Origin of the sequence: Paenibacillus foliorum (assembly GCF_013141765.1) — a bacterium.
Classification (GTDB): Bacteria; Bacillota; Bacilli; order Paenibacillales; family NBRC-103111; genus Paenibacillus_S; species Paenibacillus_S foliorum.
Window position 1 is genome coordinate 112,135 of sequence record NZ_WHOD01000045.1, and the last position, 22,716, is coordinate 134,850.

Genomic DNA, 22,716 nt, shown 5'->3' on the forward strand with positions numbered 1-22,716 from the left:
GATGCAATGTACTAATACCTCCAAATTAAAATATAGAGTCCTTAGCTGAACCATTCACAAAATGGTCGTATTTTTCGGGTTCTTCTTAGGTTTGTTTGTGATTAAAATCACATATTCTCATAGCTGAATCTGCCAAGATAAGAGTCAGAGAACGAAGTTAGCTGGAGCCCCATTCATTTGAAGAAAGTGAGGATCAATCACTATGGATTTAATCATGCTTGCACGTACGCAGTTCGCTTCCACAACCATTTTTCATTTTTTCTTTGTTCCTGTTTCAATTGGTCTCGCCCTATTAATTGCCATCATGGAAACTATCTATGTGACAAAAGGACGGGAAGAATACAAACAAATGGCTCAATTCTGGGGCAAGCTTTTCCTGATCAATTTTGCGATCGGTATTGTCACAGGTATTTTGCAAGAATTTCAATTCGGTATGAACTGGTCTAATTATTCCCGTTTTGTAGGTGATGTATTTGGAGCTCCACTTGCCATTGAGGCCCTGCTTGCCTTCTTTATGGAGTCTACGTTCATAGGATTATGGATTTTTGGTTGGGAGCGCCTCTCTCCAAAGCTTCATTTACTCTGCATCTGGTTGGTTACTCTCGGTACCTCTATGTCAGCATTCTGGATATTGGCTGCCAATTCGTTTATGCAGCGCCCTGTCGGCTTTACTATTGCCAATGGACGTGCCGAGATGAATGATATATTCGCCCTTTTAGGAAATGGGCAGCTGTGGGTCGAGTTCCCTCACACCTTGCTTGGAGCTTTTGCAACAGGCGCCTTCCTTGTCACAGGAATAAGCGCTTGGAAGATGCTTAAAGGCCAAGATATGTCCTTCTTTCGCAAATCTTTTCAAATCGCTGCTCTTGTAGGCTTGATTGCTTCCGTAGGTGTCGCCCTGTTCGGTCATCAGCAAGCCCAATACTTAGTGAAAACCCAACCGATGAAAATGGCCGCAAGTGAAGGCTTATGGGGAAAAAGTGGTGATCCCGCTCCTTGGACGGTTATTGCAAGCATTGATCCTATCAAGCAGACCAATAGTGGCGAAATCAAAATCCCCTATCTGCTCAGCTATTTATCACATAGTCAATTTTCCGGTGAGGTAAAGGGGATGCTTGAGCTTCAGGCTCAATACACGGAGCAGTATGGACCCGGCAACTACATCCCTCCTGTCCGCACGACCTTTTGGAGCTTCCGAATTATGGTGGCAGCCGGATCGTTTATGATACTAGTAGGGATGTATGCCATATTTTTGTGGGTACGCAATAAACTGGAAAAGCCTGCCGTCTGGTTCATGAGAATAATGGTCGCCAGCATATCCCTACCGTTTATTGCCAATACTGCGGGGTGGATTATGACCGAGATCGGACGTCAACCCTGGACGGTCTTTGGACTCATGCGGACGGAAGACGGGATTTCACCAAGCGTATCCGCTGGTCAGGTACTATTCTCCTTGATCTCCTTTACAGCTATATACTCAGTACTTGCCGTTATAATGGTCATTTTATTTATTCGTATCATTAAAAAAGGACCTTACGACTCGGCCAAGTCAACTCATGATTCAAGCGATCCATACGATAAGGAGGGGTATCATGCTAACTCTTAATGAACTTTGGTTTGTACTGGTTGCTGTATTATTCGTAGGCTTCTTTTTCCTTGAAGGGTTTGACTTCGGAGTCGGTATGTCAAGCACCCTGCTTGCCCGCACCGATGGTGAACGTCGCGTGCTCATTAATTCTATCGGGCCTTTTTGGGACGGTAATGAGGTTTGGTTAATTACCGCAGGAGGAGCTATGTTCGCCGCTTTTCCCCATTGGTATGCAACGATGTTCAGCGGCTACTATACGCCATTAGTCTTTGTGCTTCTTGCCTTAATAGGACGTGGAGTCGCATTTGAATTTAGAAGCAAGCTGGAGAGCACCCGATGGAAGAAAACATGGGATATCGTCATCTTTCTAGGCAGCCTTCTGCCTCCCCTGCTGCTTGGCGTTGCCTTCTCCGGTTTAATAAAGGGACTTCCTATCGGCAGTGATATGGAAATGAATGCAGGGTTTCTGGACATCGTTAACGGTTACACCTTACTTGGCGGAATTTGTGTCGTTGCACTTTGCTTACTGCACGGACTTCTGTTTATCACCCTTAGGACAACAGATGAGCTGCAAATGCGGGCACGTGTTATGGCAAAAAAACTGCTACTCCCAACCGCTTTCTTGCTCATTATGTTTGCGTTTATGACGTACAGGATGACCGATCTGTTTGAGCAGCATCCTATTTTGTTAACTTTGACTGCTGCATTAGGCTCAGTAGCTTATCTGCTTGCTGGCTTGTTTATAAGCCGCATGAAAGATGGGTGGGCTTTCGGAATGACTGGAGCTGCAATAGGCTTGTCCGTCGCATCTATCTTTATCGGTCTGTTCCCGCGTGTCATGATAAGCTCCATCGATAGCGCCTTCAGCTTAACGATTTATAATGCTGCATCCGGAGCTTATTCGCTTAAGATTATGGCTATTGTTTCATTATCCCTTCTGCCCTTTGTACTTGGCTATCAAATATGGAGTTACTTCGTTTTCCATAAACGCATCCGTGAAAAGGATCATCTGGAGTACTGATGGGTAGAGATCTCCTGATGTTCAAGGGAATAAGGGCTGTCTTGAGCACCATTACGGTATTCACACTAATTCAATGCTGCTGCATGATAGTAGCCGCAAAAACATTGGCAGACATTATTTCGGAATGTTTCGCTGGAGCTGCTTTGGAATCTCAAACAAGCAAGCTATTATTATTTACAGCAGCTTTTGTGGTCCGCCATCTGATGACGTTACTGCAACAGCGGACATCGCACCGATTCGCAGCGGTAACAAGCGCAACAATGAGACAGCGTCTACTCGATAAGCTGTTTCAGCTGGGTTCAAGGTTTGCAGGTACTCAAGGTACTGGCAGCCTCACAACCCTTGTACTTGAAGGTGTAACACAATTTCGCAGCTATGTGGAGCTGGTCATTCCCCGAATGATTGGGACAGCTGTTGTTCCTGCCGTGCTACTTATTTATATAGCCTTGCAGGATGCTCTAGTTAGTCTAATACTTGCTATCACCATGCCTATCCTGATCGTATTTATGATTCTGATTGGTTTTGCGGCAAAAAGCCAGGTGGAAAAGCAGCATGATTCCTACGACAAGCTGTCGAATCATTTCGTAGATTCGCTACGGGGCATCGAGACGCTGAAGTTTCTTGGTCAGAGCCGTAACCATGCGACAACCATAGAGAAAGTAAGTGATAGATTCAAAGCTGCCACCATGCGGACGCTTAGAACTGCTTTCTTATCTTCCTTCGCTCTTGACTTCATTACGATGCTGTCAGTGGCTTCGGTAGCGGTAAGCCTCGGATTGCGGCTTGTTAACGGAACCGTATCACTAGCCCCTGCCCTAACGGTGCTGATTCTAGCACCCGAATTTTTTCTTCCGGTTCGCATGCTGGGCTCAGACTATCATGCAACGCTGAATGGCAAAGAAAAAGGAGCGGCCATGATGTCCATCCTTCAGCTTCCATCCCATCCTTTGCCGAACATGGAGATGAATAAGGGTAACACTGGCTCATGGAATCATGCGAGCCATCTGACCCTTACGTCAGTTGGAGTGAAACATGATGAGGCGTCTCCCTTTTCTCTCGAATCGGTCTCCCTGGAATTACGCGGCTATCAAAAGATTGCCATAATCGGCGAGTCCGGCGCAGGGAAATCAACCTTGATTGAAGTAATTGGAGGTTTATTGGATCCTTCAACAGGTCAATTAGTATGGGATGGCCGCGAGTTAGCGGAAAAGCTTATGAATGAGGCTTGGCGTATGGAAACCATCTATATGCCGCAGCATCCCTACTTGTTCAGCGGCTCCATATTCGACAATATTAGATTCTACAGACCCGAAGCCACATTGGAAGAGATCCAACAGGCCGCATCCAAGACCGGCTTGTCATCTTTTATCGATAGCCTTCCTAACGGCTTGCATGAGCTAATTGGCGGAGGCGGTCGACCGCTTAGCGGCGGACAAGCGCAGCGTGTCGCGCTTGCTAGAGCTTTTCTAGGTCAAAGACCTGTCCTATTATTGGATGAACCAACTGCACATTTGGATATAGAAACCGAGTATGAGCTTAAAGAAGCCATGCTCCCCTTATTTGAAAACAAGCTGGTGCTGTTGGCTACCCATAGGCTGCACTGGATGCCCGATATGGATCTAATCCTTGTACTTGAACATGGAAAACTCGTTGAATCGGGTACTCACAAACAATTGCTATCCCAGCAAGGTTTATATTATAGCATGATGCTGTCGCAGCTGGAGGAGGTACTATGAAGGAACGATGGGTTCTCCACTATTTGCGGTCTTACTGCGGATCATTTCTGTTCATTATCGGATTAAGTGTATTAACGCTTGCAGCATCTGCTGCACTAACCTTTACTTCGGGTTATCTTATTTCCAAAGCAGCTCTCCGTCCTGAAAATATATTGATGGTTTATGTCCCGGTTGTTGCTGTGCGCACCTTCGGAATAAGTAAAGCTGTTCTAAACTATGTTGAGCGCTTGGCTGGACATAACGCTGTGTTGCGAATCTTATCATTGATGCGGGTGAAGCTGTATCGACGTCTTGAACCACATGCATTGAATTTCTTCGCCAAATTCCGTACCGGTGATCTTCTGGGAGTATTAGCCGAAGATATTGAGCAGCTTCAGCATTTGTATCTGCGCACGATATTCCCAAGCGCGGCAGCGCTGATACTATATGGCGCCATTATTACCGCGCTAGGTGCAATGGATATAAGCTTTGCCCTCCTGATGACCATGTATATAGGTCTGCTTCTATTTATTTTACCAGGTATTTCGCTGTTAATCACAAGACAACGTTTGAAAAAGATTCAGCATTACCGAGGATTATTGTATCAGAAATTAACAGATGCGATTCTCGGGATGGCGGATTGGACGGGAAGCGGCAGACAAAAGGATTTTGTTAAAAGCTATGAAGCTGATGAACAAATCATAGAAAAAGCAGAACAAGATATACGGCGCTGGGAGCGATGGAGAGCCTTTATCGGTCAATGTATAGCTGGGCTCACCCTACTCTCCGTCTTGCTTTGGGCATACAGCCAGGTAAAAGACCACTCTGTTCCGGTTACGTGGTTGGCTGCTTTGGTGTTGGTTGTGTTTCCTGTTATGGATATTTTTATGTCTGTAGTTTCAGCAGCGGATAAGCTGCCCCAATATAAAGGCTCTCTGAACCGTCTTCAAGCTATCGACGGGTTATTGCCTCCTGCTTCTGATTCTGAGAATAATGATACGGCTCTACCGCAGCAAAATCGGCCGCAGATAAATAGAGAGAACATCCATATTCAATTGAACCATGTGTTCTTCAGATATGATCAGACTGATTCATGGATTGTGAAGGACCTCAGCCTCGATATTCCACAGGGCAAGAAAATAGCTGTCATTGGGCGCAGCGGAGCAGGTAAATCGACCTTGTTAAAGCTGCTGTTTGGAGCATTAACACCTAGTAAGGGAATAGTAACAGTCAACGGACAAGAAATAGACAGCTCCCACCAACTGCTGGGGAAGCATATTGCCGTCCTCAACCAAAATCCTTACTTATTCGATACAACAGTAGCCAATAACATACGACTTAGTAATCAAGCTGCTGATGAACAGGAGCTGCAGCAAGCTATAGCGCAGGCTAAGCTAACCCACCTTCTTCAAGAACTGCCTCTTGGAGAACGGACCATGATGCACGAAGCCGGCAGGCGCTTCTCGGGAGGCGAGCGTCAGCGTGTTGCACTCGCCCGAATTTTATTGCAAAAATGTCCTGTCGTATTGCTGGATGAACCCACCCTAGGACTGGACCCCGTGACTGAGAAGAAACTTCTTTCCACTGTATTTCAAGCTTTGGAAGGAAAGTCACTTATTTGGGTGACCCATCATCTGGTCGGAATTGAGCGTATGGACGAAATAATATTTATTGAAGAAGGGGAAATTGTCATGAGGGGCACCCATCAACAGCTATACGAGCAAAGCTCCAGATACAGGAAGCTTTATGCTCTTGATAAGCCATCTCTTTTAGAGCCATCCTACCCGTTACTGTAGAGCGATATTTCATTGGAAAAGGGCAGGTCGAATGCGTTCATTCGCCCTGCCCTCTTTGTCTGCTGAATCAGGATACAAATATTTTTCCTTCAAAAACGCTTTAATCTCGTTCTCCTTGAAATTACGTATTCTTACTACAAAGGGTTGTTCCCATCCCCGGCGTGTTTTCGCATTCGAAGCTGAAGGAGTCTCCGAAAAACAAGCCAAAAACAGTAATTTATGAGCTCTTCACACTTTTTTGCCTATCAAATTCCGCTCCTTCAAACGCTTTTGCATCTCCACTGAAAACGCTCCTAATTTGATTACAATGTAGTTGGGTAGTTCCGTCCGTCTTCCGAGCCGCTTACCCAAGTACACCTATAGCTACGAACGGTTGCGCAGAGCTTTCGCTGGGTTGCAGCTCATTAAGCCGTCCAGCAAGCTGCGATCTATTCCCCATTCCACTGCATATGGGATAAACTCCGTAAACAGCTTATGATACGGCCGAATATCACCGCCTTGCGCTTTTCCGACCGAGTACCAGCCCAGGTCCTGTGACAGCAGCAGCTTCTCTTTCATCCCGCGATCCAGAAAAGCTTGGAGCAGCTTGCAATTATCCTCATTAGTCCAGCGCATGATGGAATCGAGCTGAATCCACATGCCCTGCTTGAAGGCCTGCTCATGCAAAGAGAGATTTTTTTCATTCTGAGCGTGAACCCAGATGAATCGAGACGGATCGAAGTGGCGCTCTGCCATAATTTCCAGCACATGCAGAACCGCGATGCCATCGTTCGTATGGGCTTGAATCGGCAGACCAGTTTCGATCGATGCGGTCAGCGCGGCGCGAACGATCTTTTCCTGTACCGGAATAAGCCGGCCTCTGTTCAGAGCAATTTTGATAAAGCCCGGCTTGACACCGGTACTTTCAATTCCTTCGTCATATTCGCCAATCCACACCTTGGCTAGCTCCGACTCTGGAATTTCATACACAAATGGTGACAAATACGGAGCTTGATAGAAACCAGTATTCGTGATGATATGCAGCCCCGACTTTTCCGCCAGCTCGCATAATACGTGGGGATCACGTCCCAAGTATTCCGGCGTGCAGTCGACGAACGTCTGGCAGCCCACGTTCTTGAGCTCCAATAGATAAGGTAAAATGAGGTTGACTACCTCTTGCCGTTTATAATCGTCTCGGGTCAGCTTACCGTCTTCGATAAAACCAACCATAATATGCTCATGCGGCAGGGTAATTCCAAGCTCTCTATCTTCGATCGGACCAAGCACCGTATGGATCATCGTCCTGTTCCTTCCTTTGACAGCATCCAGTCGAGCGTTTCTTTAAGCGCATCCTCCAGTTTCAATTGCGGCTTATATCCGGTTACTTGAGTTAAACGCGAAGTATCATATATGCGGTGTCTTGCATGATGGACATCGTTAGGCTTATTTTGCAAAAATGAGTGAAGCGGCACGGAGCTGAATTTAAGCTCTACACCCAACATCCCTGCTACGATCTCGTAATACCGCTTCGCAGTTACCGCCTCTAGTCCTGCACAGTTAAAAATATGACCGAAGCTCTGCTCCATCCCAGCAATATGTGCGATACAACACGCGATTTCGCGAGTCCATACCGGTTGGATAAGCATCTGTCCTTCAACTAGCAGTTGAAGGCCCTCCCCGGTGCGGATTTTGTTCAACAGTCGAGTGTCCCGTCCGAGCACTTGGTCGCTACCTAGCTCTTTTCCCGCACCTAAGATGTGCGGTGGACGAAGAACCGTAACTGGAAAACCCTCTCTATCCCAGGCATCCAGAAGCAGCCGCTCACAATCAAGCTTCCCCGCCGCATATGCTGTGTCACGTTGCGTCTCAGCCGATTCCGCAATGGGAAGTACCGCCCGAGTAGTGGAAGCGTATACATAATCAGTGCTTATGAAAACATAATGTCCGCAACGTCCGTTCAAGCTGTGTAAGGCGTTCGCCACATCAAGCTCCTTGTAGCCGGCGCAATCGACGACTAGGTCATAATGACGACCCTCCAACGCCTCCTGCAGCTCCTCCTGGATGGAACGATCTACCTGAATAATTGTGCTACCCTGAGTAACAGGCTTATTGCCCCTGCTGAGCACGTGGGTGTCCCAGCCTTCCCCAATCAGTTGTGCAGTAATGGCGCTGCCAAGAAATCCGCTGCCGCCTATGATAAGTGCTATTTTCCCCACAGTCTCACCTCTTGGTTATTGTTATCAAAAACCTTACACAACGAACTAAATTTTTCCTTGTTTACGACGTTATATCCGCTATCATGTCGTTGCACCCTCTACATTTGGGGTGGAACCCAACCAAAATATGGTTCATCTTGCCCCCATTTCATAAACTATTATAGCAAAAAGTGGAAAGTTTTTGTGAGAAACGGACTGTTTTTTATTCAACTCTAGGTTCCCGTTACAATTATTCCGTGATCTCCCACTCAGGATTCCAGACTACCTCCCACAAATGACCATCCGGGTCTTGGAAGTAACCTGAATATCCTCCCCAAAAAGTCTCATGCGCCGGGACCGTTATAGTAGCACCAGCCTCCTTCACTTCTTGCATCACCTTATCTACTTCTTCTTTGCTGCTTACATTGTGACCGATACTAAATTCAGAAGGACTTGCTTCAGTCTGAATAATTTTTGCGTCATGGGCAAGATTTTTACGATTAAAAATTGCAAGCCTTAAGCCTGCTTCTAAGTCGAAAAAAGCAACAGCACCATGCTCAAATTCTTGGCCAATAACTCCTTGTGTCGGGAACCCTAAACCATCGCGATAAAATTCCAACGATCTTTCCAAGTCATCTACCCCTAAAGTAATAACCGTAATTCTTGGTTTCATTATAATGCCTCCTCTTTTGATTTCAGCCAAAAATACATCCCCATTCCCACTATTGTCAGTAATCCGCCAACGAACTGTGAGGGACCTATCATTTCCCCTAAAAATACATAGGCTAACATAATGGCAAGTACAGGTTCGCCAATAACACCCACAGAAACTGTAGTTGCACCAACATGTTTTAGCAGCAAATTAAATATAAAATGTCCGAAAATGGTAGGAATTACAGCGAGCAACATGAAGTAAAGCCATTCAGATGATTGGTAATCCGTTAGTGAGTAATTATTTGCTACACTATAGACGAGCATGACAACGCCACCCAAAAAGAAGACAAAAACACTATAAATGTTTGCTGGAATCCTGTTGCTTATCTTTTGACCAGCCAGCATATAGATCGATATAGCAATTGTACCTAGTAAGGATAACAAATCTCCATAAAGTGCTGTACGTGAAACCCCGATGTCTCCCCATGCAATAACTATCGAGCCAACGACTGCGGCAACCATACACAAGCTAATAGGTAAGGTTACACGCTCTTTAAACATATAATAGGAACCCATCATCACAAAAAATGGCTGTAATGTTAATATCACCATGGAGCTTGCTACTGAGGTATATCTCAGTGACTCCATCCAGAATAAAAAATGTAGCCCCAGCAAAATACCAACAAATATTAATGTTACCCAATCTTTAGCTTTTAAATGAATGGTTTTGATGATCCTCCAAGGGACAAAAGGCAGCATAATTACTACCGTTATAAACAGTCTATACATACCTGCAACTGATGTAGGAGCTAATGATGATTTTATCATGATTGAAGAAACTGCGACAGCAAGTACACTGATAAGTAGTAAAAAATAAGGATGAACCGATAACTTCTTTTGATCTATCATTAGTTTTATACATTTCCTCCATCATTAAATATCTTTTACATAGGATAACCCTTGTGCTCGCCTTCAATCTTCTGTGAAGCATGACTAGAACGAAATTTAGGCAAATGAGGAATAACACGACTCATAGCTTCTTGTTTTTGCTTATCACCCACATGGGTATAGATTTGAGTTGTTTGTATACTTGAATGTCCAAGCAGCTCTTGCAAGGTTCTTATATCTGTCCCCGCGATCACTTGCAGAGTAGCAAAAGTATGCCTCAGCTTATGACTGCTAAGCGATTTTCCTTGAACTTCTTTATACTTCTTCTTAAATTCTGAAAAGTTCGATTCAGCAATCTTTTGTATCATTCGAATGGTAATGCGACGACCAAACTGTGAAATGAAAAATGCTTGCTCTGTTTCCTTTTTGGGTCGAATACGTTCCTCCAACGCTAAATCAAGAATATACACCAATTGCTCCGGAAGCGGGATGGTCCTCCATTTTCTTCCCTTGCCATTGACCTTTAAATCTTGGGTCGATTTATTGAAATCAGATAGGTTGAGCTTACTCAGCTCACTTACACGCAGCCCTGCATAACTCATAAGAAGAAACATCGCTACGTTTCTGATCTGGTATTTTCCATCGATGGATTCTATGAAATTAGATAACAGATTTTCCTCTAGATAGGAAGGGATCTGTTGTTTCTCGACCTTTGATTTTTTAATAGCTAACGACGGATTTATTGAAACATACTTGTGCTCAAGCAATGCATTAAAAAATGTTCGAACAGAAGATAAGTATCTATTTCTTGTCGAGTCCCCCGCTCCCCTTTGTCTTACTTTAGTTAGAAAACGCATAATGTCGATGGATTCTATTTCAGTTAACTTTTTAGGCGCAATTGTTTCTAAAAACTGCCGCGTATCACCAAGATAGGCTTTTTGTGTTTGGGGGGTAAAGCCCTGATCCTTCATCCATATATCGAAAAACTCTAGCAGCTCATCGTCAAAATAGTCATGATTCATGAATTTAAGGTCACCTTCTCTTTGAACTTGGACTCATATATATTTATAAAAATCGTTTTAAAACGAAATTACGTGAAATAGTGATTTAGCGTAATTTTTATCTCAAAAAAAAAAGCTTGTTTTCATGATACAGCAGCCATTTTTTTTACTTGAACGAGGTACTTCCTCTGATATCCATCATTATACCAAACATATATTCTCATGTATATAAAGTTGACTACCACTCTTGTAATACGATCCCATTGAATAAAAATAGCTGCTTTATTTATCTCCTGCTTCCAGAAATGGTTGATACATCATAAGTGCATGATTCTCTGTAACATATTGATCATCAATTAATTGCTTATTTTCATCAAACACTCGTCTATAGATATAATTATGTCTCATATAACCGCCCCAATATTCTTGAGTAATTTTATGATCTCTTTCATAGATTTCGTAACTGTTTAGCGGTCGAGCAGTCGTCTTCCATTCACCCACTAATTGATCATTCGTTAAATAGATATTAAGCTGATAGGGCTGCTGAGTAGGATTATATATTCTTAAATCTAAATAGTTGTAAGCACAAGTTGCTCCACTGCCAAATGGCTGACTTCTATTGGAATCAGGGAAGGCGTCATAACTATGACGATGTCTTTCTGAGATTTCTAACGGCGTATGCAAAGTCATCCAGTAGATAAGATTTGACAATTGACACAATCCCCCACCTACCCCATGCTTAAATCCTCCGTAAAATAAGACCATTCCGTCCACATACCCTTTCTTGCTAGTTGGGTGGGTGGCCGATTAATTTCCAATAGGAGAAGGTTTCACCTGGCTTAATAAGGATTCCATCGATGTTTTGGGAGGCTATTTTAAGGTTTTTAATCTTATTATGTTGGAGCCACATATCTACTTCTTTCAATTGTCTCAGTAACGGAGTCTGATGCTTCATTATCGTATAAGGTAATGGATTTTTCTGGAGCTCCTTTGCAAACCGTGTACTTCCAAAATACCACTCCATATATCTCTTAGATCTATAATAAATAGTACCCAAGGCTAGTCTTAGCTTTGATCTTTTAATAGGCTTCAACAAGGAGCTCCTCCTAAACGGTTTTCTTTTTTTGCCTATGTATAATAAGTGGATGCCTTCCTAGATTATAAGGATCAGCAGCAGCTTCATATATGAGCTCTATCGGTTGATTGAAATCATGGTCTCTGCTTTGTCTCCAATACTCCCAGTTCTCCGTTAGAAAGTCATGGTTTCTTTTATTGTTGCCCATTGTATCTGTGGATTTAATTCATTATTGACTGTCACAGTTCCAACTAGGATATCATCTTGATTCGGATTGTCTAAATAATGCTCTATAGTAAATTTAATAAGCTTGGACGTATGTAAACTTAACAATTCATTCTTATCTATCCAAAATAATTCCCCTTCATCAGAAGCTATATAGTTCCTATGCTTTGTCTCACCAAAATATACGTACTGCTGTCGGATTTCTCCACTGTTATTCTCTATCAGAATGTATTTAAGTCTAAAATTCTCAATTTCACTCTTAATAAATCCTGTTTCCTCTTCAATTTCCCTATAGCTTGCCTTCATTGGAAAGTTAAGCTCTTCAAATTCAAGATGTCCTCCAATACCACCCCAAAATTCAAAATTAAATAGCTTACTTCTTGCTTTTTTCATCATCAAAACATCGTCCTGGTTAAATAAAAAGGCAGTAGCCATTTGTCTTACTTCCATATGTACCTTCCTCAGCTTCTAAAAATTATTATTTAACTTAATTTAATTAATCTCATTAATTGATTTGCTGGAGAAATTACGTTCTTATTATTGATGTTACATTCTTCTTTAAATCTTCAATTACAGGCCTTTGTACCGAGCTAATATTATCTATTTCAATTTCTTCTATATGTATAAATTCTAGTTTTAGTGACTCTCTGTTTACATCGCTGAATAGAAGCGTTTTACCATCTTCATCTAATCTGCCTTCTAAATCTGCCTGAGCATTAAAAATGAACATTACAAAAACAACTTCATTTCCATCCGGATAGCGATATTTCATTCTTGAGCCACTATAGACCGTATAAAGCTCATTTTCGATTACCGTTAAACCCGTTTCTTCGAGAACCTCGCGTTTCATAGTCTCCTCAACGGATTCTCCAGCCTCCATTGCTCCTCCCGGTAGTCCCCAGTTTCCATAATCCGATCTTTTTTGAAATAATATTCTGCCTTGTTTATCACGGATCACTGCTCCGCCCGTAACTACAGTCCGCATCCTTAAATAGTCCTCTCTGCTAATCTCATTTAGAAATAAAACAGCACATCACTCATTGTACCATATATTGGGATAATGAGTGATCCTAATAAGCCCGTGGAACTAGCCGAATATGGTTACCCTACGTCCTCGATCTGAGAAGCTACATACTTCAGGAATTTTCCCCTTGATATCTAGAAGCTCCTCATCCCTGGAAGTGAGGGCCATAAAGGAAGTCCTTATTCCTCTATTGTCTGGAAAACAAAAAAAGAGAGCGATAAAGGAACAGATAGTTCCGTTATCGCTCTCTTTTGGTGCTTAACGCTCCTCTTTGCCTCAAATAGCGGCATTCTTACTTCCGCTATTGCACTAAATCGAAGGCGCCAGATGGAATAAAGGAACTTTCCGTTCCGCTCAACCCTTCGTGACTTGTAGCACAGCACCGCCGCTATCCTCCACCTATTCATGATTACGTGTAGCTATTAAGCTCTCATTTAAGTTAGGGGTAGTGTTTAATTCCAGTAAAAATGCATTCCAACCTGTTTAAAGAACTGCGCTCAACGCGGATTCTTTTCTGACTGTGTTGGTGCAAATAAAAAAAGCTGCCCCTAAGGGCAGCTTTAATTTTGAATTACAGTTTTACAACGTTCTCAGCTTGGGGTCCGCGTTGACCTTGAACTACGTTGAATTCTACACGTTGACCTTCGTCAAGCGATTTGAATCCGTCGCCTTGAATTGCGGAGAAATGTACAAATACGTCATTTCCGCCTTCTACTTCGATAAAACCAAATCCTTTTTCTGCATTAAACCATTTTACTGTTCCTGTTTCCATTTTAAATGACCTCCAAAATTTTATTTAACATGTTTTTTTCGAACAAACAAAAATCACACATTGGAAAAAGTACCATTAGACAAATGATAACCTTTTTCAATATGTGAATTTAAGGTTTAACTTTGTTTGTATGGACATCATAACATATGGACAACCCCAATGCAACCCTATTGCCCAATTAATTTTTTCATCATGGATTTATCTGAGCCATTTCGGAGCCCACCAATTCCACTTGCCAAGTAATCTCATTAAGGATGGAACCAAAACCATTCGGATCAAGGTAGCATCAATCAAGATTGCTGCCGCGATGCCAATCCCCAGTTGTTGTACTCCAACAACGTCTCCGAAAGCAAAAGGTCCAGTCACTGCGACCATGATCGCTGCTGCAGAGGTTATAATTCTGCTCGTTGAAGCCAGTCCTACCAGCACTGCGCGTTCATTATCTCTTGTCTGTCGATATACTTCGAAGATTCTTGACACCAGGAACACTCCATAATCCATACTTACACCAAACGCAAGCCCAAATATAAATACAGGAATCATGACAGCGATGTGGGTCGGCTCCATTCCCAAATTCCCCTCTACAAAAACCCACACTAAGAATCCAAATGATGCACCCAAGCTTAGAAGAATCATAAAAATCGTTTTAAGCACAATGAGGACAGATCGGAACGCAATAAATAATACCACAAAATTGGAAACCAATATAAATAGACACACATATTTAATGTTTAGAAATATATCATCAAATACCTCCTGTTGATACTTCGACTCTCCTCCCAGCAGGAATTGTATATCTGAAGATTCCCCTTCCCGTTCCCAATTTCGAACCCAATCCATAGTATTCTTCGATGCAGGAGTACCCTGTATGGTTACGTGTATGAGCATGCGGTTTCCTTTTACAAATTGTTGTAGCACCGCTTCATATTTCTTTTTGATAATCGGATTTTGTAAACGTGTATATAACGGCTCAGGTACCATCCCGAAGCTGGAAAATACCGATTCCACTCGTTTTACGTTCGTATCCCTTTCCAGCTTCTGTATGACGGCATAGGCTTTTGACCAATCATCCTTATTTAAATGAATCGATTTCCCTTGGAGTACCATATAAACATGTGAAGTATCCTTGGGAGTAAAATGAGCTTGATAAACCTCAGAGGCCATGCGGGATTCATATCCCGTAGGTAAGGATGTTGCATCTGGAATAGCTAATCTCATCTTGCTTAAAGGCAGCAGACAACCAATCAACAATATTGAAGCCAAAAGGCACATTCGGACAGGTCTTTTCATTACATAAAGTGCGATAGAGTACCAAATATTAGTCTTACCAAAATCTCGAAGTGATCTACTTTCTGCTTGTATGGCTGGCCACAAAACGGTTAATAGTGCTGGAAGCAAAGTTAGGGCGGCACATACCGATACCAATAATACCGTTATAGCGCCAATGGCAACCGTAGTAAACATAGGCAATGGAATGAACAGGACCCCAATCAGTCCTAAAAATATGCTGGCCGCTGAAACTAAGACAGCTCGTCCGGCAGTCTTCATAGTAATGATTAGTGCTTGTTCAGAAGCATTACTCTCTAATTCTTCACGAAACCGACTGACTATGATTAGCGCAAAATCGATACTAAGAGCCAGCCCGACCATGGGGATGACATTCAACACAAAGTTAGACAGCTCGATCCTTGTGCCCATCCAATACATCATTCCCATGGTTCCAATAACCCCGGTTACCCCAATAACTATGGGAATCATTGCGGAGACAATGCCTCCAAATGCATACCATAGAATGATGAAAGCAGCAGGTAGACCTATCATCTCAGCTTGTTTCAAATCATGCTGGCTAGCTTGATTAACATCCACTTGGACCGCGGATTTCCCTGTCATTCTCACTAAGATATCTTTAGTGTCCGGCAAACGCCTACGAACTTCTTCTAGCACCGGCTTCATTTCATAGGATTTATGCTCAAACGAAAGCACTGCAAAGGCTAAATCTCCTTTGATCATGCCCTCTCTTTCCAATGGAGATATCACATTGCTTAAGCCTTTCATCCCTTGCAGCTGAAGCAAGCTTAGCTTGATAAGCTGATTAAAGGGCTCTGGAGGAAGGTGGCTTTTGTTTTCAAATACTAGAATAATAGGATCCTCAGGAATATGAAAATCAGAAGACAGGATATGTTGGACCTCAACATAAGCCCCGTTCGAAGTTAAGCCATGATCCTTTAGAACGGCAGACAGCTTAGGAGCGTAGACTCCGAAAAAGATGAAGAACATAACCCATAAGAAGATTATTGTTTTCGGATATCGAAAAGAGATGCTGGCAAGCTTGTGATATCCCATGATCACGCTCCTCTAAACACAGATTTGCTGCTAACCTAATCATCTGCTTTAAGTCTGGTCGCTTGTACCAATCCAGCTGCCAAGCCAGGTGCGAGATACGCTAAACCTGGAAGAAAATGAGGCATAACAGGGACACCTAGCAGCCATTGAAGAAATCGTCCCCATCGTAAGGGGCTATTGAACTCCCGATGGATAGACTGCGTGTATCGATGCTGCCACATATCAAGAGATTGCTCCCCACGTAAATAACTATCAGCAAGGGACATACATAAGCGAGCAGAACGCAGAGCCATCGACATACCATCTCCGCAGAGAGGTGGTATCATAATTGCTGCATCCCCTATGTGGGGTATCATATCCCATGCAAGCGGCTTGCGGCTTAGATCAACGGGAGCAACAGCTGCCTGAGTGCCTTGGACGGGAATGGCTTGCCCGAGTTTTTGATAAAGCTTTGGATTCCTTTGGGCAGCGGCTTCAATTAGCCCCAAGATCGTTTTTTCACTGTTCTGAAAAGCTTTCCGTGTCAGTAATGCGGCAACATTAACAAGCCCGCCTTCTATCGGGGAAATGCCCATGTAGCCGCCTGAAAAAAAATAGAGCTCTACAACCGGCTCCATTGCGATCCCCATATAATGCGATTTCACACCCATATACGTATTACTCCCCGAACCAACAGGCCTCTTACCTGGAAGTCCTGAACGATGATTTGAGCCCCAAGCAGCAATAACGGCCCGAACTTGAATCCTATTTATCGTCCCCTCTTGTCTCGTCTCAATCAGGTAGCCTTTGTCATTGGGGTACACGGAAGTGACCGTTGTCGCCGTATGCATACGCACACCTGAACCTAGAGCCGCGTTGTGGAGGGCTGGATCAAGTAGATATCGGCTCACTCCCAATGCAGAACCCGGTAAGGGAATTTCTATTACATCTCCGTGGCTGAAAATTAATCGTATCCGATTGATATAGCTTGGATTAAGCAATTCAACAGGCTTTAGCAGACCGAGTGCTTTCAACGTATTTTGGGATTCAGGGGAAAGAAACTCTCCACAGACTTTATGACGGGGGAACCGCTGACGATCGATCAATACGGTATCCCACCCCCTATCAGCTAAAGCTTTGGCTAAGCTGCTTCCGGCGACGCCTGCGCCAAGAACCGCTACATCCTGGGTGCGATTCATCTATTTCAACTCCATTGGATGGATTATTCCTTATTTTTCTGAATCACTACTACATATCGAAATAGCGGCCTCCACGCATAGAGCATCTTGGATAAGCCCATTGCTTTCCTCAGCAGCTTCCAATCCGCCGATCGAAAACCTTTAGCCACAGATAAAGGTCCATCGTTTAAAATATACTGGTTTTTGGAAATCAAACGTGTTGTAATCCATACCGCGGCCCAAGCTATCCAATGCCGATGAATATCATTGATCACAACACCGAATCGAGACGTCTTCAACATCTTATCAACAACCGTGGGAAGCTCACCCTCTGCAAAATGATGAACAAATTGCGTCCCTGTAACCACATCTGCATAAGCTTCCGGCAGTGCAAACAAATCATGCTGCATCACCTGGATCCTCGGCTCATTGAGAAAGAACAGCTTGGCCTCTTCACAGGCTTCCTCTGTAATATCCACCAATGTAATCTTTAGATCAATTCGGTTCGTATCCGCCCACCGTAAGAGATACCGATTTACATCTCCGGATCCTGATCCGATGTCCAGTATGGAAAGTCGTGATGGTTTGCCGGCATCCGTCCATAATTGGCGTATCCCGTAGAGAGTAGGCTTAGCGGCACCGAAGATTCGATTAAGTCGTCGAAGATGCCTCAAGGCTTCTCTAAGCTCCGGTCCACCTAAAGAAAAATCATCCATCAACTCAGAATCAATCGCCCGATACCGCAGCCCTCTAAACACCCGCACCACTTAACTGCTGTTCTTGAATGACAGCGGCAGGAAGATACTTAAACTTGATCATCTCTGCCGTAAGCCCGGGTCCGAATGCCAGAGCTATTCCGCTCATCGGTCCCGATCCATCTCCTGTCAGCTCTCGCCTCATCTCTTGAAGCACGAATAATATGGTGGCAGAGGATACATTCCCATAATCTCGAAGGACGCTGAGACTGGGCCGGACTTGTTCAACTGTGAGCTCAAACCTTTCTCTCAGTATATCCACTATCCCTCTACCTCCGGGATGGATAGCCCATAGGTCAGGATTTCCTCCACCAGCGAACATTTGTTCTAATTGATTGGGAATCAAACTCCCTATCAGCTTAGGGATGCTCGGGGAGAGATAAAGATCAAATCCATGATCACCCAGCTCCCATACCATTTCATTGGCAGAGTCGGGTAAGAGAACGGAATGTTCTTTGCCTAATTGAAAAATAGCTTTATGATCAGGTCCCGGGGTACCTACTATACATGCTGAAGCTCCATCTCCGAAGAACGAAGTGGCGAATAAAGATTCACGCTGACTGGACGGTTGAATGTGAAGCGTGCATAGCTCAACGCAAACAATTAATACTCTAGCTGACGAATTACCCAATATAATCTGCCGCGATAAACAAACCGCCTTCAGACCGGCAGCACACCCGATAAAGTTAAGCGGAATTCTATTCACAGTAGCAGCTAGTCCTAACTGCTTAGCCAAGACAGTATCCATGCCCGGAAGGAATTGCCCGGTGCAGCTAACTGTGATCAGATGCGTAACGGTAGATACTTCTACATCTCCATCTAATAGAGCTTTTTTCGCAGCCTCCAGCCCTAACGGAACCGACTCCCTCTTATAGGTTTCCATCCGATTTGCGGTTGATGGAACATCTTCTAATGAGTTCCGAGGAAAATAACGGCAATCCGCAGCGGATTCGAGTAGGTTAGGTTCACAAGTGTAGCGAGTTTCCACACCACATTGCTTGAATATTCTTTTCGCCCAGCGAGCTGAATCCGGTGTTTCCTTTAACGCTTCTGCTAATCTTCTTGCTGTATCCGCTTGATCGAGCCGATTTACCGGTACAGCCGTACCGATTCCCAACAGCGCAATGATTGGATCTGAATGCTCCATTTGGTTATATCCATCCTCTCGCACAAATTCCCAATATCCACTTAAAAGGTCGGACATGTCTATTAGACATTTATATTCGTATTTACTACTCAATATGACGTTATGACATTAGACGTTTATTCAAAAAATAAAAATCAAAAGGCAGCCCCTTTGTATGGACTGCCCAATCATTGAGAATCGATGTACCCTTATAAAGATTCAATCTTTTTTAATGGCCTCTTAGCCGGTCCCTCCAACACTTCCCCCTTGTATGAAAATCTTGAACCATGGCATGGGCAGTCCCACGTTCGTTCTCCATGATTCCAATCGACCTCGCAGCCCATATGAGTGCACGTTGTATCAACTATATGTAGTTGACCTTGTGGATCCCGATAAGCACCAGCTCGGCTTCCATTAACTTTCACAACGGAACCTTCATCATTCTCCAATTCCTCCGGTAATTTGTGAATCATTTCAAATTTGCCTGTTATGAAGTGTTTAGCTACATCCGCATTTTGAACGATGAACGTTTTTATACTTGGATCTGCATGAAATCTTTCCGGACTAAATAATTGTTGGTAGGGGCTTTCTTTTGCCATAACCAGCTTTTCTATTAATAACGCCGCGGCTGTTCCTGTTGTCATGCCCCATTTCTTATAACCGGTAGCAACCAGAATATTAGGAGTATCTGCAGCAGTTTGCCCTATGTATGGAAGTTTGTCCAATGTTGTTAGGTCTTGAGCTGACCATCGGTAGGCAATTTCTTTTAATCCAAAATGGACTTCCCCAAAAACTCTCAAAGCTTCATAATGCTTGATCGTGCAGATCCCTTGCCCCGTCTTGTGATTCTCGCCTCCAATTAATAGCAATTTTTCACCATTAACCGTGGCCGATCTAAGAGATCGTTTGGGGTCTTCAGCACTAATATACATTCCTTCAGGGTAGCCTTTGTCCGTTTTAACACCTAGTACATAAGATCTTTCGGAATACATTCTAGCAAAGTAAAAGTTCCATCCATCAATAAATGGAAAATGGGAGCATGATACGACATGTCCGCATGTGATTCTAGCTCCCTCACTTGTTACAACAACTGCAGGGCTCCCTTTCTCAACGCTAACGGCTTCTGTGTGCTCATAAATTTGGCCGCCTTGTTTGATAATATGATTTACTAATTGGGTTAAATAGGAAACGGGGTTAAACCGAGCTTGATTAGGCATGACAATAGCGGCCTTGGTTTGAAAAGGAAGCGGCGTTTGTTCAACATAAGCACCTGGTATCCCTAATGCTTCATAAGCCTCGAGTTCAGCGGATATTTTGTCCACATGCTCGTCTGAGTTGGTGTATACATAAGCATCTTCTTCTGCAAAATCACATGAGATTTGATGCTCTTGTATGGTCTGTTTGATGAATTGTAATGCATCCAGGTTAGCTTCGTAATAGCGTTTCGTTTGTTCCTTACCGAAGTGAGCAATGAATTCATCATAGATCAGGTCATGCTGCGCAGTGATTTTGGCTGTTGTATGTCCTGTAGTTCCTGTTAATATTTTACTGGCATCAATTAACGCCACTGTAAAACCTTGTTTGGAAAGAAGATATGCCGTTGTAATTCCGGAAATTCCCGCTCCGACTACCGCAACATCCACTTTAATGTCCTGTGTAAGCTTAGGAAAGCTTGGGATATTTGTAGACGCAATCCAAAAGGATTCTGGAAATTGCGGAAGGTCCAAAGGTATAGATTGTTTAGTCACGATATGATCCCCTTCTGCCATTTTTTTCATAATATATCCATAACAACTGTTTAATATACGATTAGATAAAGGAAAGACAAGTTAAAGACCTTAGATAGCAAAAAAAGGCTTCTAATAGAAGCCTTTTACAAGATACTTTCGTGGCATGGCTCTTCTATTCGAAGACACCCAGAAATTTGTATACATAATAATTGTTATGTAAACACTAATGCAATATCCCATTCAGCATATTATAGAGTTAACTGATTTTTACAACTTATTACTTTGCAGCAGCTGGTTCCTCATCCACTCATTTCGCACCAATCCATCGCCTTCCTCATATAGTCGTTGATATAACAACTGCCTATACTCCTTAATTAAATCTATACAGCTATGATCATAGATAAGATTGGTCAGCTCGTAGGGATCATCCACCAAATTGTATAATTCATCCACATCTGTTGTATTCCAAATATATTTCCAATTGTCAGAGCGCAGCATTCTTTGAGTGTACAAGCCGAATTGTTGACCGTTATAGGTCGAAACCACTGCAGTTCTCCAATCCGGAACGGATTCGTTTTTCAGGAGTGGGAGCAGTGATCTGCCATGAAAAAAGGAAAGCGGCGCTGCCAGCATTAGAACTTCCAATAAGGTTGGGGGGATATCCAGCATATTATATACGAACTGATCACATCGATGTCCCCTCTTCGCTATCCCCGGGTACTTAATAATAAGTGGAACTTTTACTACGTCATCATACAAAATGTAATGCTTATCCATCATCCGGTGCGAACCGCACATATCGCCATGATCAGAAGTGAAGATAACTAATGTGTTATCTAATGCTTTAGTTTGTTCAAGAGCTTGCAGCACCTGTCCAATCGCATCATCCACTTGACTGATCATACCGTAGTAGCGGGCAACGATCGGAGCCCATTCCTCCCACGTAAAATCTTGAATTTGCCAATTAAGCAGCTGCTGCCGTTGGATGTACGGTTTATTGTTGAAGGATTCGTTAAATCCTCCCCATTCCGGAATGTCTTCAGGACCATACATGTCAGCGAACTTCCCTGAAGGCCTGCATGGTAAATGTGGCTCCGCAAAATGAAGCTGCATATACCAAGGTTCACCCGATTTTTCTAGCTCATGGATGGATGCACACGCTTGATCAGCCAACCAGTGGGTTTTGGAATGCTCTACTGGGATGGGATCACGTTCACCGAAAAACCCAGCATCGTATTGAACATTAGGGTAGGATTGCGCTAGCATTTCCTTGTATCCGTCATACCCAATATAGGTATCATATCCGTATTCTATAGGTGACAGCCTTGGGTGTACGTCCCATTTGCCGAGAAAAACCCTTCTATAGGAGAGCTTATTTAACTCTCTAGGCCAAGCATATTCCGTAGGCTCCAAAGCTGGAATGCTCAAACCACTTGTATAATTCCATAGAGCCCCAAAAGCTTCAGGCCTCCGTCCATTAATCAAGGCTTGTCTGGAAGGGCAGCAAATCGGGATTGGAGTAAAAGCATTCGTAAACCAAACACCTTCCGCAGCTAATCGGTCGATATTCGGTGTACATACTGGATATTGTTTGCTAAAACCAATGCAATCATAACGAAGCTGGTCAAGCATGATAAATAAAATGTTTGGTGTATTCATTTATCCTCTCTAT

18 protein-coding genes and 1 pseudogene are annotated in these 22,716 nt (G+C 43.4%); 4 read left to right on the plus strand and 15 right to left on the minus strand.

Going from position 1 to position 22,716, the window contains the following annotated elements:
• Positions 1–202: 202 nt before the first annotated feature.
• From GC093_RS08745 to cydC, 4 genes are read left to right on the plus strand one after another with little or no spacing between them, the layout of a single operon-like run.
• Positions 203–1,606: a cytochrome ubiquinol oxidase subunit I gene (locus GC093_RS08745; protein ID WP_171651479.1), complete on the plus strand. Its 1,404-nt coding sequence runs from the start codon at positions 203–205 to the stop codon at positions 1,604–1,606.
• Positions 1,593–2,609 carry a cytochrome d ubiquinol oxidase subunit II gene (gene cydB, locus GC093_RS08750; RefSeq protein WP_171651480.1) on the plus strand — a complete coding sequence of 339 codons (1,017 nt, stop codon included), beginning with the start codon at positions 1,593–1,595 and terminating at the stop codon, positions 2,607–2,609. The genes GC093_RS08745 and cydB overlap by 14 nt, the downstream gene beginning before the upstream one ends.
• A complete protein-coding gene (gene cydD / locus GC093_RS08755) occupies positions 2,609–4,345 on the plus strand; it encodes a thiol reductant ABC exporter subunit CydD (RefSeq protein WP_171651481.1) in 1,737 nt (578 codons plus the stop codon). Before cydB ends, cydD begins: the two co-directional genes overlap by 1 nt.
• The gene (gene cydC, locus GC093_RS08760) at positions 4,342–6,120 is read left to right on the plus strand and encodes a thiol reductant ABC exporter subunit CydC (RefSeq protein WP_171651482.1); all 1,779 of its coding nucleotides are present in this window, start codon (positions 4,342–4,344) and stop codon (positions 6,118–6,120) included. The genes cydD and cydC overlap by 4 nt, the downstream gene beginning before the upstream one ends.
• Positions 6,121–6,483: 363 nt before the next feature.
• On the opposite strand, the gene GC093_RS08765 is transcribed toward cydC, so the two are convergent.
• From GC093_RS08765 to GC093_RS08835, 15 genes and pseudogenes are all read right to left on the minus strand, one after another.
• On the minus strand, positions 6,484–7,398 hold the full coding sequence (locus tag GC093_RS08765) for a phosphotriesterase family protein (protein ID WP_171651483.1): 915 nt from the start codon (positions 7,396–7,398) through the stop codon (positions 6,484–6,486).
• The gene (locus tag GC093_RS08770; protein WP_171651484.1) at positions 7,395–8,315 is read right to left on the minus strand and encodes an NAD-dependent epimerase/dehydratase family protein; all 921 of its coding nucleotides are present in this window, start codon (positions 8,313–8,315) and stop codon (positions 7,395–7,397) included. The genes GC093_RS08765 and GC093_RS08770 overlap by 4 nt, the downstream gene beginning before the upstream one ends.
• Before the next feature lie 229 nt (positions 8,316–8,544).
• Positions 8,545–8,967, minus strand: coding sequence for a VOC family protein (locus GC093_RS08775; RefSeq protein WP_171651485.1), 423 nt, complete (start codon positions 8,965–8,967; stop codon positions 8,545–8,547).
• Complete coding sequence (locus tag GC093_RS08780; protein WP_171651486.1) at positions 8,967–9,857, minus strand: DMT family transporter; 891 nt, start codon at positions 9,855–9,857, stop codon at positions 8,967–8,969. Before GC093_RS08780 ends, GC093_RS08775 begins: the two co-directional genes overlap by 1 nt.
• 35 nt (positions 9,858–9,892) lie before the next feature.
• A complete protein-coding gene (locus GC093_RS08785) occupies positions 9,893–10,858 on the minus strand; it encodes a tyrosine-type recombinase/integrase (protein ID WP_171651487.1) in 966 nt (321 codons plus the stop codon).
• Between the two features lie 261 nt (positions 10,859–11,119).
• Positions 11,120–11,930, minus strand: a pseudogene (locus GC093_RS08790) (VanW family protein).
• 156 nt (positions 11,931–12,086) lie between these two features.
• Positions 12,087–12,587: an NUDIX domain-containing protein gene (locus tag GC093_RS08795; RefSeq protein ID WP_246313953.1), complete on the minus strand. Its 501-nt coding sequence runs from the start codon at positions 12,585–12,587 to the stop codon at positions 12,087–12,089.
• A 76-nt stretch (positions 12,588–12,663) separates the two neighbouring features.
• Positions 12,664–13,122, minus strand: a complete 459-nt coding sequence (locus tag GC093_RS08800) for an NUDIX domain-containing protein (protein WP_171651488.1) — start codon at positions 13,120–13,122, stop codon at positions 12,664–12,666.
• A 610-nt stretch (positions 13,123–13,732) separates the two neighbouring features.
• Positions 13,733–13,933, minus strand: coding sequence for a cold-shock protein (locus GC093_RS08805; protein ID WP_171651489.1), 201 nt, complete (start codon positions 13,931–13,933; stop codon positions 13,733–13,735).
• Positions 13,934–14,131: 198 nt separating this feature from the next.
• Complete coding sequence (locus GC093_RS08810; protein WP_171651490.1) at positions 14,132–16,276, minus strand: MMPL family transporter; 2,145 nt, start codon at positions 16,274–16,276, stop codon at positions 14,132–14,134.
• 35 nt (positions 16,277–16,311) lie between these two features.
• Positions 16,312–17,454 carry an NAD(P)/FAD-dependent oxidoreductase gene (locus GC093_RS08815; protein ID WP_171651491.1) on the minus strand — a complete coding sequence of 381 codons (1,143 nt, stop codon included), beginning with the start codon at positions 17,452–17,454 and terminating at the stop codon, positions 16,312–16,314.
• A 23-nt stretch (positions 17,455–17,477) separates the two neighbouring features.
• Positions 17,478–18,149, minus strand: a complete 672-nt coding sequence (locus tag GC093_RS08820; RefSeq protein ID WP_171651677.1) for a methyltransferase domain-containing protein — start codon at positions 18,147–18,149, stop codon at positions 17,478–17,480.
• A gap of 34 nt (positions 18,150–18,183) precedes the next feature.
• On the minus strand, positions 18,184–19,335 hold the full coding sequence (locus tag GC093_RS08825) for a type III polyketide synthase (RefSeq protein WP_171651492.1): 1,152 nt from the start codon (positions 19,333–19,335) through the stop codon (positions 18,184–18,186).
• Positions 19,336–19,523: 188 nt separating this feature from the next.
• On the minus strand, positions 19,524–21,083 hold the full coding sequence (locus tag GC093_RS08830; RefSeq protein ID WP_171651678.1) for an FAD-dependent oxidoreductase: 1,560 nt from the start codon (positions 21,081–21,083) through the stop codon (positions 19,524–19,526).
• Positions 21,084–21,311: 228 nt separating this feature from the next.
• Positions 21,312–22,703 carry a sulfatase family protein gene (locus GC093_RS08835; RefSeq protein WP_171651493.1) on the minus strand — a complete coding sequence of 464 codons (1,392 nt, stop codon included), beginning with the start codon at positions 22,701–22,703 and terminating at the stop codon, positions 21,312–21,314.
• Between the last annotated feature and the right edge of the window lie 13 nt (positions 22,704–22,716).